Origin of the sequence: Emticicia sp. C21, from assembly GCF_003418935.1 — a bacterium.
Classification (GTDB): Bacteria; Bacteroidota; Bacteroidia; order Cytophagales; family Spirosomataceae; genus Emticicia.
This window is the reverse complement of the sequence record NZ_QVMT01000012.1, coordinates 200,654-214,469: the sequence shown is the minus strand read 5'-3', so window position 1 is coordinate 214,469 and position 13,816 is coordinate 200,654. Positions and strand designations below refer to the sequence as shown.

12 protein-coding genes are annotated in these 13,816 nt (G+C 39.2%); 9 read left to right on the top strand and 3 right to left on the bottom strand.

Annotated features, from left to right (window positions below):
• The first annotated feature begins 206 nt into the window (after nucleotides 1-206).
• Entirely contained in the window at nucleotides 207-974 is a 768-nt protein-coding gene (locus tag D0T08_RS22685; protein WP_116985036.1) for a YdcF family protein, read from the top strand.
• A 48-nt stretch (nucleotides 975-1,022) separates the two neighbouring features.
• Here the strand turns inward: D0T08_RS22685 and D0T08_RS22680 are convergent, their stop codons facing one another.
• The 3 genes from D0T08_RS22680 to D0T08_RS22670 all read right to left on the bottom strand — a co-directional run bounded on the left by D0T08_RS22680 (nucleotide 1,023) and on the right by D0T08_RS22670 (nucleotide 5,978).
• Nucleotides 1,023-4,004, bottom strand: a complete 2,982-nt coding sequence (locus D0T08_RS22680) for a DUF2723 domain-containing protein (protein ID WP_116985035.1) — start codon at nucleotides 4,002-4,004, stop codon at nucleotides 1,023-1,025.
• Nucleotides 4,005-4,193: 189 nt separating this feature from the next.
• Entirely contained in the window at nucleotides 4,194-5,342 is a 1,149-nt protein-coding gene (gene dnaJ, locus D0T08_RS22675) for a molecular chaperone DnaJ (RefSeq protein WP_116985034.1), read from the bottom strand.
• Nucleotides 5,343-5,432: 90 nt separating this feature from the next.
• A complete protein-coding gene (locus D0T08_RS22670) occupies nucleotides 5,433-5,978 on the bottom strand; it encodes a nucleotide exchange factor GrpE (RefSeq protein ID WP_116985047.1) in 546 nt (181 codons plus the stop codon).
• A 149-nt stretch (nucleotides 5,979-6,127) separates the two neighbouring features.
• Here D0T08_RS22670 and nagA point away from each other — a divergent pair, with 149 nt between their 5' ends.
• The 8 genes from nagA to D0T08_RS22630 all read left to right on the top strand — a co-directional run bounded on the left by nagA (nucleotide 6,128) and on the right by D0T08_RS22630 (nucleotide 13,795).
• On the top strand, nucleotides 6,128-7,258 hold the full coding sequence (nagA, locus tag D0T08_RS22665) for an N-acetylglucosamine-6-phosphate deacetylase (protein ID WP_116985033.1): 1,131 nt from the start codon (nucleotides 6,128-6,130) through the stop codon (nucleotides 7,256-7,258).
• A gap of 117 nt (nucleotides 7,259-7,375) precedes the next feature.
• Complete coding sequence (locus D0T08_RS22660; protein ID WP_116985032.1) at nucleotides 7,376-7,963, top strand: TetR/AcrR family transcriptional regulator; 588 nt, start codon at nucleotides 7,376-7,378, stop codon at nucleotides 7,961-7,963.
• 64 nt (nucleotides 7,964-8,027) lie between these two features.
• A complete protein-coding gene (locus D0T08_RS22655) occupies nucleotides 8,028-8,522 on the top strand; it encodes a PaaI family thioesterase (protein WP_116985031.1) in 495 nt (164 codons plus the stop codon).
• A gap of 13 nt (nucleotides 8,523-8,535) precedes the next feature.
• Complete coding sequence (locus D0T08_RS22650; protein ID WP_116985030.1) at nucleotides 8,536-9,282, top strand: SDR family oxidoreductase; 747 nt, start codon at nucleotides 8,536-8,538, stop codon at nucleotides 9,280-9,282.
• An 11-nt stretch (nucleotides 9,283-9,293) separates the two neighbouring features.
• Entirely contained in the window at nucleotides 9,294-9,527 is a 234-nt protein-coding gene (locus D0T08_RS22645; RefSeq protein ID WP_116985029.1) for a DUF2798 domain-containing protein, read from the top strand.
• Nucleotides 9,528-9,741: 214 nt separating this feature from the next.
• Nucleotides 9,742-10,692 carry a sugar phosphate isomerase/epimerase gene (locus tag D0T08_RS22640; RefSeq protein ID WP_116985028.1) on the top strand — a complete coding sequence of 317 codons (951 nt, stop codon included), beginning with the start codon at nucleotides 9,742-9,744 and terminating at the stop codon, nucleotides 10,690-10,692.
• A gap of 6 nt (nucleotides 10,693-10,698) precedes the next feature.
• On the top strand, nucleotides 10,699-11,733 hold the full coding sequence (locus D0T08_RS22635; protein WP_116985027.1) for an Ldh family oxidoreductase: 1,035 nt from the start codon (nucleotides 10,699-10,701) through the stop codon (nucleotides 11,731-11,733).
• Between the two features lie 541 nt (nucleotides 11,734-12,274).
• Nucleotides 12,275-13,795, top strand: coding sequence for a magnesium chelatase (locus tag D0T08_RS22630; RefSeq protein WP_116985026.1), 1,521 nt, complete (start codon nucleotides 12,275-12,277; stop codon nucleotides 13,793-13,795).
• Nucleotides 13,796-13,816: the final 21 nt, after the last annotated feature.

Genomic DNA, 13,816 nt, shown 5'->3' with positions numbered 1-13,816 from the left:
GGAATGGCAATGAGGGCAGTTTACCGCCGGGCGGCCCCGTTTGATATTTACTAGACACATTTACCAAAGTTACGCCTCATTGCTTCTCTTCTCAAAACTCATCATACATTTCAGTACATTACCAACAAAGATAAGTGCTTAATTTATCAGTTTCTGTTAAAAACTTGTTAATGTCTGAAATACAACTCCATTTTTAACGAAAAGCTATGTTTCATATTGTCTCAAAGATACTGACTTTCTTTCTGATGCCCGCAGGTATCATCTGTATTTTATTAATTTATGCTATCTCTACAAAAAATCGTACCAAATCGCGAAAAATGGTTATTGCTACACTATTTTTTTTCTACATTTTCTCAAGCCCCTTTATTACCAACGAAATTTTGTTGTGGTGGGAAGTTCCTCCTACAGCTATTTCTACCGTCAAGCCTCATGATATTGGTATTATCCTGACAGGAGGTACTATTAATACCACCCGCCAACCTGCAGAGAATACCTATCTGGGAGGTACAAGCGACAGAATTGGACAAACGCTTCAATTATACAAGCTCGGTAAAATTAAAAAAATACTCATCAGTGGTGGGGAGGTTCCTATTCTGCGCAAAACCACTTCGCGTGAAATAGACCAAATTGCTCGATATTTAATGGTTAGCGACGTACCTAAAGATGATATTTATCTGGAAGATCGCTCTACTAATACCCACGAAAATGCTGTAAATTCAGCTACAATTCTAAAAAAACAATTTCCGAATCAAAGTTATATCCTCATTACATCAGGCTTTCATTTAAAGCGAGCTATCAGCTGTTTCGAAAAAGCAGGTATTAAGATTACTCCTTATGGCTCCAATTACCTTTCGTCCGAGCGGCAATGGGTTCCTACTTATTTTCTTCCGGCCGGTGGCTCAATGGCAGACCTTCAATTAATATTCCGGGAAGTAATCGGTTATATTACTTATTGGATATTTGGCTGGATATAAAAATAGAGGCGTCGTTGATGCCTCTATTTTTATATGAGCCTGAATCGACTAGTTCAGTTTTGAATAATACTTATTATAGATTGCCTCATACCTTTTAGCCGCTTCAGCTTGGCCGTTCCGGTTACAAACATTGGCTATAATCTGCAGGTTACGAAGATTAACTTCGATAAACTGTTGTACATTATCAGGCATCCATTCAGCACTTGTTCTTTGTGCTTTCTCTGTAAAGTATTTCAGATTCTCGTCAGCGCGCTTAGTCATTACTTCTGCAATTTCCATCGCCTTCTTATTATCGCCTACTTCGAAATAATACATCACGTAGTTGGTACATAACTGGTCGTATGGAATCGTATTATCAGGTAAAACCTTATTAGCATAATCTAATACTTCTTTGGCTTTTGCCTTTTTGTCTTCTCTTACCAATTGATCAGTTAGTCGTAAGAAAGCCAGGCGAGCTGTAACGATAGGTACTTTCAGATAAGTTTCCGAATCATAATATACCTTTGGATTGTTCATTTCACGCCATGACATTTTCTTCAACATGTTTTCATACATCACGTCGGTATTTACAAAACCATCGTCTCCGGCAGCTACTCTGAAAGGCATTAGACGGTAAGCATAGCCTTCTAACTGCATATAATCTCTTAAGTTCAGATAATTATCAGTAGCCAAAGTACCTGCAAAATAGATTGGTCTCTTCCAGTTATTCTGGGCAATCATTTCTAATTGCATCAAATCATTTTTCAATAGATCGCGCTTGCCGATATTCCAAACCATCTGGCCAGATAAATATGGCTCGTATTGTTTGCCAACAAAGCCCAATTTCTTCACGTCTTCTACATTATAAGTCAGGAACAAGCTGTCTGATGGCAATGAGTTAATGCTTTCACCTGTTGTCAGAGGAATCTGAATGGCAGGGTCATTTTTCTTTACTAGCTCTAAAAACTCTTTCAGATTAATCGGTTGTTGCAAACGCTCTACAAAAGGAATCTGGTCATTTACCCCACTTAATAATTGATCTGTTGAAAACGAAATTGGTAATGGGTCAGACTCATAGGTTTTGCGTTTCATTTGTTCGCAATACCAGTCTGTACCTAATAAGCTCAGGTTACAAACACGTACGTCAGTACGGAAACCCTCTACCTCTTGCACATACCAAAGCGGGAAAGTATCGTTATCACCACCTGTGAATAGGATGGCATCCTTGGCACAAGAGTTCAATAAGTTTTTAGCGAAATCAACCTGATGGTAGCGATTCGAACGGTCATGGCCTCTCCATGCTTGTGGAAGCATGATTAAAGGTACAACCAATCCAATTGCTGTGGCTGAAATAGCTCTTGTCTGTGTATTTTTGATAAACTTAAGTACATAATCAAATATACCCATTACGCCTAAGCCTACCCAGATAGCCCAGATATAAAATGAACCTACGTAGATATAATCACGTTCGCGAGGTTCAACCGGTGGCGCGTTCAGGAATACTACTAAGGCAACTCCTGTGAACACGAACAATAACAATAACACCAGAGCATCACGCTCACGACGGAAATAATGGTATAATAAACCTAGAATACCCAGTATTACAGGCAAACCATAAAAGTTGGTTCTACCTCGGTTTTCTTTTACAGCTGGAGGCAAGTTATTTTTGGTTTCAGTAATATTGGTTGGGCCAGCTCCTTCAATATCGCTAGAACGCCCCCAGAAATTCCAGGTAAAATAGCGCCAGTACATATAACCCAACTGACGTTTGAACATATACATCACATTAGTAACTAGCGTAGGTTTCTGTTCAGGAGATAAGCCCATCTCCTGACGATAGATAGCCTGGTGGCCTGCATCAGTACTCCACATACGTGGCAATAAGCTTTCGCTGTTTGGCCCCCAGATATAGTTAGGTTTATGGTCGTATACCTCATATTTATCTTTACCCATTTTGTAAATAGGGTCACCGTTTTCGATAGACTCCAATTTACCTGTGAACACCGGGCCATATAATAATGGGCGGCTACCATATTGCTCACGTTTCAAGTACGAAACATAGTTTAATACATTACTCGGATTATTTTCGTTGATTGGCGGGTTATAGTTCGAACGAATCAAGGCAATGGTATAGCTTGAATAACCAATCAAAATAAAAGCAAAGGCTACTAAGGCAGTGTTGGCAACGGCCATACCTTTTTTATTGGTATAGAAAATCGCGTAAGCCAAGGCGCCAATCAATAAAATTACAAAGAACAAACTACCAGAACTGAATGGAAGACCGAAAGTATTCACAAACAATTTTTCAAAACCAAATGCTAAAGAAGGGATACCAGTAATAACTCCGACGTTGATGATAGCCAAAACCACCATCCCTATCAAAAAGGCGATGATACCACCTTTCCACGATACTTTTTTGGTCTTTTTATAATAATAAATCAAGGCTAAAGCAGGAATCGTAACCAAGTTCAATAAGTGAACACCAATAGAAAGACCTACCAGATAAGCAACAAATATCAACCAGCGGTTAGCATCTGATTCATCTTCTATTAATTCCCAACGGAAAGCAGCCCAGACTACAATAGCCGTAAAGAACGATGACATACCATATACCTCTGCTTCAACTGCTGAAAACCAGAAAGAATCAGAGAAGGCATATACCAACGAGCCCACAGCACTTGCGCCTAAAACCAGGATAGTTTCTGTTGAATTGAGTTCCTCTCCCCTTTTACCGAATACTTTACGCGCCAGCAAAGAAATTGTCCAGAACATGAAAAGAATGGTGAATGCACTCGAAATAACCGACACCATGTTTATCATCAAAGCTACTTTAGTTACGTCGCTTCCGGCTAATAATGAAGCCATTCGGCCAATTAATAAGAAGAAGGGTGCTCCGGCAGGGTGAGGTACTTGTAGTTTGTAGGCACAGGCAATAAATTCGCCGCAATCCCAGAAACTTGCCGTAGGTTCAACAGTTAGTGTGTAAGAAATCAATGAAACGGCAAATATTGCCCAGCCAACGATATTATTGAGCCTCTTAAAATTGTTCATTTGATAGTGAATAAATGTATAATTGCTTAGTTCAGGGGGTAAATTCTAATCCCAAATCAGAACGATGGCTCAAAAATAGAGAATTTAGGGCAGAGTTTAGAAAAAATCGCACTTAAATTATGTTAAATGCGGGAAATGGGGAAAACAAAAAACCCTCCTTATTGAAGGAGGGTTGATTTGTCTTATATTTTAATGAAAGAAATCTTTCATTCTATCAAAAATGCTTTTATCGCTTTTGGTAGCTCTTGGCTGGAAGTTTGGTGCTTCCCGGAGTTTTTCGAGCATTGCCTTTTCTTCACTATTTACACTGGTTGGGGTGTAAACATTTACATGTACCAACTGGTCGCCCGTGCTGTAACTGTTTACTTCTTTTAAACCTTTGCCTTTCAGGCGAAGAACTTCTCCTGGTTGAGTACCTGCTTTGATAGTAATCTTTACTCTGCCACCAATAGTTGGTATTTCGGTTTCTTTACCTAATACAGCATCGGCAAAGTTCAATTTCAAATCATAAATGATATTATTGCCATCACGTTTCAACTCCGGATGTTCTTCTTCTTCAATTACTATCAGCAAATCTCCGGCTACACCCCCACGGGTTGGTACGTTTCCTTTGCCTGTCATAGATAACTGCATCCCTTCACCTACCCCTGCTGGAATTTTGATAGAGATTAAATCCTCGTTCAATATACGACCTTCACCAAAACAAACCTCACAACGTTCTACAATTACTTTACCTTCACCCTGGCAAGTATGACAGGTACTGGTAGAAACCATTTGTCCAAGCATGGTACTTACCACTTTACGGATTTGCCCCGAACCACTACAGGTCTGACAAGTCTTTTGTGAATTACCATTCTTCGAACCGTTTCCACTACAGGTATTACAAGAAACATAGCGTTTTACTTTTATCTTTTTCTCAACGCCATTGGCTATTTCTTCTAAATCCAGTTTCAGTTTGATACGTAGGTCTGACCCTTTGCGTACAGGTTGGCCACCACTACCACGTCGGCCACCTCCACCAAAGAAGCTCCCAAACGGACTATCGTCGCCAAATACACTACTGAAAATATCTTCCATGTTCACCCCGGCACCACCGAATCCACTAGCACTACCCATGCCCTGATGACCGTATTGGTCGTAACGTTGACGTTTTTCGGCATCTGATAATACTCCGTAGGCCTCAGCAATCTCCTTAAACTTCTCTTCCGCTACCTTATCTCCCGGATTTTTATCAGGGTGATATTGAATAGCCAGTTTCCGATACGCTTTTTTCAGCTCATCTTCCGTAGCGTTTTTGCTTACCCCTAATACTTCGTAATAATCTTTCTTTTGTGCCATAATGATTGTATATAAATGCGATGAGTAAATGGGTAAAACTCATTCACCATTTACTCATCTTAATACTATTATTCTAATAAATCTAATATCTTAACTACCCACTACCACTTTGGCATAGCGGATTACTTTATCATTCAGAAAATATCCTTTCTCTACCTCATCAATCACTTTTCCTTTCTTATCATCTCCTGCGGCAAATTGTGTGATACACTCGTGTAATTCAACATCAAAATCTGCATCTTTCGATTCCATCGGTTTCAAACCTTTGGCGGCTAAGGTTTTCTGTAGTTTATTAAATATCAAAGCGATACCCTCTTTTAAAGGTTCTACTTCCGTAACACTCTCAAAAGACTTGTTGGCACGTTCAAAATCATCAATCACTGGAATCAATTCTTTGAGCAATCCTTCAGAGGCATTCTGAATCGTTTCAATTTTTTCTTTAGCTGTGCGACGACGGAAATTTTCGAATTCAGCGTATAGGCGTAGGTATTTGTCTTTAGCTTCGGCCACTTGCGCCTCTAGTTGAGCCACTTTATCTTCCCCTTCAACGGTTTCTGTACCTTCTGCCACTGTTTCTTCTGCCAAATTTTCTACTTGTTCGTCGTTTATTTCTTGACCTTCTTTATTCTCTGCCATTTTTAAACACAATTTTATTTTTGCAAAATTCGTCAATTTTTTTGCCAATACGAAATTTACTGACAAGATGGCAGAATTATATGTAATATAAGCGGCTGTCATGAAGTCATTTTTTCCTAACTTGCAAAAAAATCACCACTATTCTTCTTATGCAGACAGCTATTGCCCATGCCACTATTCATACCGGCACCGAAGTACTTGAAAACCAAACGATTATTATTGAAAACGGCCTGATTAAAGCCATAGAGCCTCTGGAGAATTTTGGGTTCGAAAGTACCCGTACTATAGATCTGGCAGGCAAGCAGATTGCGCCAGGCTTTATTGATACGCATATCAATGGTGGCGAAAAACACTACTTTACGAAATACGCCACCGAAGAAACTATACAGGATATTTACGAATCGAGTCTGGCTTTAGGCACTACGCATGTATTGCCTTGCCTGATAACTTCGCCTCTGGAAAATATTCTGAAAGGCATAGAGGCTACTAAAAGTTTCATGCAGAAAAACCCTGATTCGGGGGTGTTAGGTATGCACCTGGAAGGGCCTTTTCTCAATTTAGCTAAACGTGGTGCGCATCTGGCTGCTTATGTAAGAAAACCGACTAATGCTGAACTAGAGGAAATTATCAAATACGGCAAAGATGTGATAAAAATCATGACCATCGCCGCTGAAAACTTCACAGATGAACAATTAGATTTATTATTAGATAGTGGTATAAAACTTTCGTTGGGGCATTCAAATGCTACTTTTAAACAGGCACAACATGCCTATTATAAAGGTATTAGCTTATGTACTCACCTCTATAATGCCATGACCCAGATGGGACATCGTGAACCGGGAGTAGTAGGGGCTACATTCTATAATACTGAAGTATATGCTCCTATTATTCTGGATGGTCATCATTGTCATATTGGTGCTGCTCGTATTGCTTACACAATTAAGAAAGACAAACTATTTCTGATTTCTGATGCGCTATTTGTAGGTAATAAAGTTACCCATTTCCAATGGGAAGAATTTGATGCTTATCTGAAAGACGGGCAATACCGTAACTCAGAAGGCAATCTGGCAGGGGCAGCTATCTCAATGGCAGATGGCGTAAGAAATGCTGTTCAGAAAGTGGGCATCAGCCTGGAAGAAACTATCAAAATGGCTACCATCCGTGCAGCAAAAGCTGTGGGTATGGAACAAAATATCGGACAGATTGCTGTTGGTTTCCCTGCTAAATTTGTTGTTTTTGATGAAAAGCTGAATCATTTCGAGCCATTGCTTGTAAAATAATCTTCTGATTATCAACCGTTTAAATCAATTCAAAAATTCCCTCAATAAAAAATATTAAATAATACTTGCAAAATTATACCGATTGGTATAATTTTGCATCATCAATATGACACTGATATGAGTAAAGCAGCAAGGACAAAAGAATTCATTATTGAAAAAACGGCACCTATCTTTAATATAAAAGGATATGCCGGCACTTCGTTGAATGACATTACCGATGCTACAGGCTTAACGAAGGGTAGCATCTACGGCAATTTCACCAATAAAGATGAAGTAGCTTTAGCAGCTTTTGATTATAATCTGAAATGTGTCGATGATATTATCAGTCAGGAAATTCGTAAGCAAACAACTATACAGGATAAATTATTGGTATATGCCAATGTCTATGAAAACTTCTTGAAATATCCCTTTCCAGTAGGTGGATGCCCTATTTTGAATACAGCTATTGAGGCAGACGATACGCACCCGGCTTTAAAAGAAAAGGCGGCCAATGCCATTAATGGTTGGAAAAGCAAATTGATTTCACTCATTCAGAAAGGTATTGACGCGAAAGAATTTAGAGCCGATGTAAATGTCGAGCAAACAGCCTTGACGATGATTGCGATGATCGAAGGCGGAATCATGATTACAAAACTGACAGGCAAACTAAATTATAGAAAAGCAGTAATGCAATCGGTTGAAAAAATCATCAGAGATTTGAGTTAGCGTATTTAGCTTACGCTTATTTTTTTAATAAATAATATACCGAACGGTATAAAAAGACAAGATTATGACATCTACGAACAGAGAAAGAACTTTCCAATGGGATAATCCGCTGGAGGGTGCTAAGCAAGCCTTAACAATGTCAGGTTTAGAATATTTACAGGCGATGGGTGAGGGCAAAATTCCTTTTCCTCCCCTACTGCATACACTTGATTTTAAGCCTACACATCTGGAAAAAGGAAAAGTTATTTTCTCTTTTCAGCCGCAAGAGTTTCATTATAACCCCATTGGCAGTGTACATGGGGGTGTAATTTCCGCCATTCTTGATTCGGCTATGGGTTGTACTTTACACTCGATACTTGAAGCAGGCTCTGGCTATACAACTTTAGAACTAAAAGTAAATTTCCTGAAAGCTGTGACCAATAAAATAGAAGAACTTCATGCTGTGGGTAAAATCATTCACGCAGGTGGACGAACATCCCTGGTAGAAGCCCAATTAATTGACAAAGACAATACGGTTTATGCGCATGGTGTAAGCACTTGTCTGATATTAAAGTATTAAACAACAAACGAAAATGAAAACAACACAGAATACTATCCTGGTAACAGGAGGAAGCGCCGGAATCGGCTTTGAAATAGCCAGACTTTTTAGTCAACAGGGCAATCATGTAATTATTGTTGGCAGAGACGAAGAACGCCTGGCTAAAGCAGCGGCGATACTGCAAAATGTAACTCCCTTAGCAGGAGATGTAAGTAAAGAAGAAGATGTAGATGTTTTGGTAAAGATACTCTATAAAGATTTCCCGAATCTGAATGTAGTAGTCAATAATGCAGGAAGTGCCTTTTTGAATAACCTACTAGAAACTGACCGTACGTTTGAAAAAGCACAAACCGAAATGCTCACTAATTATCTATCAATCATCAGATTGAATGAAAAGCTTTTACCTTTACTCAAAAAACAGCAAGAAGCCGCGATTGTGAATGTATCATCAATTGTAGCATTTGCACCAAATCATATCTTGTCTACTTATGGTGCCAGTAAGGCTGCATTACACTCTTATACGCTATCGTTAAGATTGTATCTGGCTAAAACACCCGTAAAAGTATTTGAATTAATGCCTCCATTAGTGAATACCGATTTCTCACAGGCTATAGGCGGAGCTAATGGCATCTCTCCCGCGGCTGTAGCAGAAGATTTATTGAAAGCTTTTGAAACAGATACTTATGAAATTCACGTGGGTCGCACGGCTGACTTTTATAAACTATTCCATAGTGCGCCAGAAGAGGCTTTACTGGCGATGAATCCCACTTTACACGCTTAATTAATAAAGATATGAGACAGAGAATAGCATTCGGTTTAATTATGGGCGTTATCACTACCGGAATCATTTCCTTTACGCTCATTAGCGTCAACATAGGTTTTGTTGAGAAGTTTTTGAGCATTTGGCTACGCTCCTGGGCTATGTCTTACACGGTAGTAATCCCTTGTATTTTGCTTATCGGCCCAAAAGTGCAAGCCCTTGTCAATACTACATTCCCGGAAAAAGCAATGGTTGAGGAAGAATAGATTTTCTGCATTAAGCATTTGTATACATGAAGCATGAGTCAATGGTACTCGTGCTTTTTTGTTTTTAATCCTTCTCATATAAATTAAGTGTTCGTTTCACACTTCTATACATGCAAGCGCGACATTAAAGTTCTTATTTGCTTGAAAACTCAATCTTATCGCGTTATCTTTACAACACTATCATTCAATCATATTATACTTATTAAGACTACCAATGGAAACAAACGCTATCTCTCGTAGAAACTTACTGAAAAACTCGCTGGCTGTAGGAGCAGGATTAGGCTTAGGTCTGCCGGAAGCCATGGCAGGTTCGGAGAAAAAAGCTGCACATAATTTTAAATTCAGTTTGAATACCAGTACCATCAGAGAACAAAATCTTGGCTTGATGGGCGAAATAGAAACGGCCGCCAAAGCAGGCTATGATGCCATTGAAGTATGGGTAAGCACCGTTGAAAAATATGTACAACAAGGTGGCAAATTGAAAGATGTAAAGAAAAAAGCCGCAGATTTAGGCATTACCATTGAAGACGCCATCGGTTTTTCTAAATGGATAGTGGATGATGCAACAGAGCGCGAAAAAGCACTGGAGCAAAATAAAAAAGAAATGGCCATGCTGGCCGAAATTGGTTGTAAACGTATAGCAGCCCCGCCTTTTGGTGCTACTACCGGCAAGGTACTTGACCTAAAGGCGATAGCAGAAAGATACGGTAAATTATTGGAAGTAAGCGATAATTTTGGCGTAATTCCTCAATTAGAGATGTGGGGCTTCTCGACTAATCTGCACTTAGTTGGAGAAGTTTTGTTTGCTGCTTCTGAAAGTGGTCACCCTAAAGCTTGTGTATTAACAGACGTATATCATTTACATAAAGGAGGTTCCAATTTTAATAGTTTAAGAACTGCCAGTGGATCGTCTATTCAGATGTTCCATATGAACGATTATCCGGGAGTACCTCCAAGAGAAACAATTAATGATGGTGATCGTATATTACCCGGTGATGGTGTTGCCCCTATTACCCAGATACTAAAAGAATTGCATGCTAAGAAGACACCAATTATATTATCGTTGGAGATATTTAACAAAGAATACTGGAAGATGGATGCTTTGGTAGCTGCTAAATTGGGTATTGAAAAAATGAAATCTTCTGTAGCTAAAGCCATTGCTTAACCTATTATGAGAGATTCGCAGGCGCTCTTACAGTTCAGTCAAACGGTATTACAGCAAGCTGGTTTAGATGAGGAAAAAGCTTTTCATATAGCTGATATATTGTTAGAGGGAGAATTATTGGGACATCGTACGCATGGTCTCCAATTATTACCCGCTTATGTGGCTGAACTCGAAAAGGATTCAATGACCAAAGTCGGTGAAGCTAAGTTGCTCAATGATATGGGAGCAGTTTTAGCTTTAGATGGTAATTATTTGCCTGGCCCATGGTTGGTGAATAAAGCCATTGAAGAAGCCTGCAAAAGAGCAGCGCAATACGGAACGGGTATTGTTACCATACAAAAATCACATCATATAGCTTGTTTGGCTGCTTATTTAGAAAAAGTAGCCCGACAGGGCTTTATGATTTTATTGGCTTGTTCTGACCCCAGAAACAAGACAGTTGCTCCATTCGGAGGGCTTACTTCTGTCTACAGTCCAGACCCTTTGGCGGTTGGTATCCCAACAGAGTCAGACCCGATTATGATTGATGTGAGTATGTCTGCCACATCTAATGGTTTAGTGACTCGCTCACATCGTACTCAGGAGAAGCTTCCTCATGATTGGATTTTAGATAATCAAGGGAATACGACTAACGACCCTGCTGCATTCTTTGCTACTCCTCCCGGCTCGATACTTCCATTAGGTGGACTTGATAGTGGTTATAAAGGCTTTGGCTTAGGCATCATGATTGAAGCGCTTACCAGTGCGCTTGGTGGGCATGGCAGGTCTGAAATGCCAACACTTTGGGGTGCTTCGGTTTACTTGCAAATCATTAGTCCGAAAGGCTTTTCGGGAGAAGAGGCATTTAAGAGAGAAACTGAGTATTTCAAGAATCAATGTTTGAACTCAATACCTATTCACCTTGATAAACCAGTAAGAATGCCTGGAACAAGGGGATTAGAGTTGAAAAAACAACAATTGGAAAGTGGGCTTAATTTACTTCCGGAAACGGTAAATGCCTTGCAAGAACTAGGAAATAAATACGGAGTAGGCTTTAATTAATCAATTTTGATTCGGGAATTTTTTCCACAAAAAAATCCCTTTTGTTTTTGATGAAATAATTTGTGGAAGTAATGCCCCAGTCTCCGGCAATCTGTTTAGAGGACTGATTTTTTCTATCGTATATACATGATATTTTAAACCACAAAATTGATAAAGATATGAATAATTTACTGCGAGGATTATTAGCTGGCTATGGGGCAAAGAAATTAGGTGGCGGTTGCTTCGGCACCATTATCGTTTTCATTATTTTATGGGTCATTTTAGGACAATGCAGCTAAAATAAACTTTACGTATTTTATAGAAGGTTCGGTTCTACTAATCTAGAATCGAACCTTTTTTGTTATTCCTGTTTCTCTTTATTAAAATCAGATATTTTACCGAAATGAAATAACCAGACAAACCATTTCTTCTGTAAATCCGTTATTCTATCAGGGCAGGTTTCATTTTGTCTTGTAAATAACATATTCTGACAACCTCCTTGCACGGTTATGGCAGATTTCTAATATAGCTTAAACTAAAGAAAATTAGCATCATACGCATTATGGGATTCGACAAAAACTTATTAAAGATTAAAACCTTGGGCGAACTGAAAGCCAGTAACTATCGCCCGAAATCCATTAAACAAGAACTTCGAGACAACTTAATCGAAAAACTCAAAAATAAAGAAGTGGTTTTCCCGGGCATCTGGGGATATGAAGACACTGTTATTCCGGATGTAGAAAAAGCCATTTTATCTATGCACCATATAAATTTACTTGGTCTTCGTGGACAAGCGAAAACACGCATTGCCCGTTTGATGGTAAATCTCCTGGATGAATATGTGGCTGTGGTAGAGGGCTCAGAGCTAAATGATGATCCTTTAGAACCACTTTCAAGATTCGCTAAAGACCTGATTACTGAAAAAGGTGATAACACACCTGTCAGCTGGTTATCTCGTGCCGAACGTTATAATGAGAAACTAGCCACACCTGATGTGTCCATTGCTGATTTAATTGGTGATGTTGACCCTATTAAGGCCGCTACATTAAAACTTCCGTATTCTGACGAACGTGTAATTCACTTTGGTATGATTCCGCGTTCGCACCGTTGTATTTTTGTTATCAACGAATTACCTGATTTGCAGGCACGTATTCAGGTTTCCTTATTCAATATTCTGCAAGAGGGGGATATTCAGATTCGCGGATTTAAACTGAGAATCCCGTTGGATATTCAGTTTGTGTTTACCGCTAACCCTGAAGATTATACCAATCGTGGTAGTATCGTAACCCCGCTAAAAGACCGTATTGATAGCCAGATTGTGACGCACTATCCGAAATCAATTGAGACAGGGCGTAGGATTACTGAGCAGGAAGCTATCATTAAAAATGAGCAAAAGAAAATTGCCGTTAATGATATATTGAAAGACCTGATAGAGCAAATAGCCGTAGAAGCCCGTCAAAGTGAATACGTAGATGCAAAAAGTGGGGTATCAGCCCGTATGACGATTTCTGCTTACGAAAATCTTTTAAGTTCGGCCGAAAGACGCTCATTAATTAATGGTGAGAAAAATGTTCATGCGCGTGTATCTGATATTTATGGAGCTATTGCAGCAATCAATGGGAAAATTGAGTTAGTGTATGAAGGTGAGGTGGAAGGACCTGTTTATGTAGCGCAAAGCCTGATTGGCAAAGCGATGCGTACGGAGTTTTTGAAATACTTTCCAAACCCGGAGACATTAAAGAAAAAGAAATCAGGAAAAAATCCCTTCCAACAGGTATCAACCTGGTTTGGCGAAGGCAATGTAATTGATTTCTTAAACGACCTAACAGACCGCGAATATAAAGCAAGACTGAAAACCATTGATGGTTTAGATGAATTGGTTGAAAACTTCCATCCAAGATTAAACGAAAACGACAAGTTATTCATGATGGAATTTGCGCTACATGGTTTAGCCGAATATTCATTAATCAGCAAACAGGCACTTGATACTGGTTTACAATTTAAAGACCTTCTCGACAGTATGTTTGACCCAAATAAAATGAAGTTTGATGACGAGGAGGATGATGATTTTAAGAGGTTCTGATAATAATATTAGATAATAAAA

Excerpts from the sequence above, each read along its gene's own strand:
- D0T08_RS22685 (WP_116985036.1), top strand. The coding sequence starts at position 207 with ATGTTTCATATTGTCTCAAAGATACTGACTTTCTTTCTGATGCCCGCA.
- D0T08_RS22680 (WP_116985035.1), bottom strand. The coding sequence starts at position 4,004 with ATGAACAATTTTAAGAGGCTCAATAATATCGTTGGCTGGGCAATATTT.
- dnaJ (WP_116985034.1), bottom strand. The coding sequence starts at position 5,342 with ATGGCACAAAAGAAAGATTATTACGAAGTATTAGGGGTAAGCAAAAAC.
- D0T08_RS22670 (WP_116985047.1), bottom strand. The coding sequence starts at position 5,978 with ATGGCAGAGAATAAAGAAGGTCAAGAAATAAACGACGAACAAGTAGAA.
- nagA (WP_116985033.1), top strand. The coding sequence starts at position 6,128 with ATGCAGACAGCTATTGCCCATGCCACTATTCATACCGGCACCGAAGTA.
- D0T08_RS22660 (WP_116985032.1), top strand. The coding sequence starts at position 7,376 with ATGAGTAAAGCAGCAAGGACAAAAGAATTCATTATTGAAAAAACGGCA.
- D0T08_RS22655 (WP_116985031.1), top strand. The coding sequence starts at position 8,028 with ATGACATCTACGAACAGAGAAAGAACTTTCCAATGGGATAATCCGCTG.
- D0T08_RS22650 (WP_116985030.1), top strand. The coding sequence starts at position 8,536 with ATGAAAACAACACAGAATACTATCCTGGTAACAGGAGGAAGCGCCGGA.
- D0T08_RS22645 (WP_116985029.1), top strand. The coding sequence starts at position 9,294 with ATGAGACAGAGAATAGCATTCGGTTTAATTATGGGCGTTATCACTACC.
- D0T08_RS22640 (WP_116985028.1), top strand. The coding sequence starts at position 9,742 with ATGGAAACAAACGCTATCTCTCGTAGAAACTTACTGAAAAACTCGCTG.
- D0T08_RS22635 (WP_116985027.1), top strand. The coding sequence starts at position 10,699 with ATGAGAGATTCGCAGGCGCTCTTACAGTTCAGTCAAACGGTATTACAG.
- D0T08_RS22630 (WP_116985026.1), top strand. The coding sequence starts at position 12,275 with ATGGGATTCGACAAAAACTTATTAAAGATTAAAACCTTGGGCGAACTG.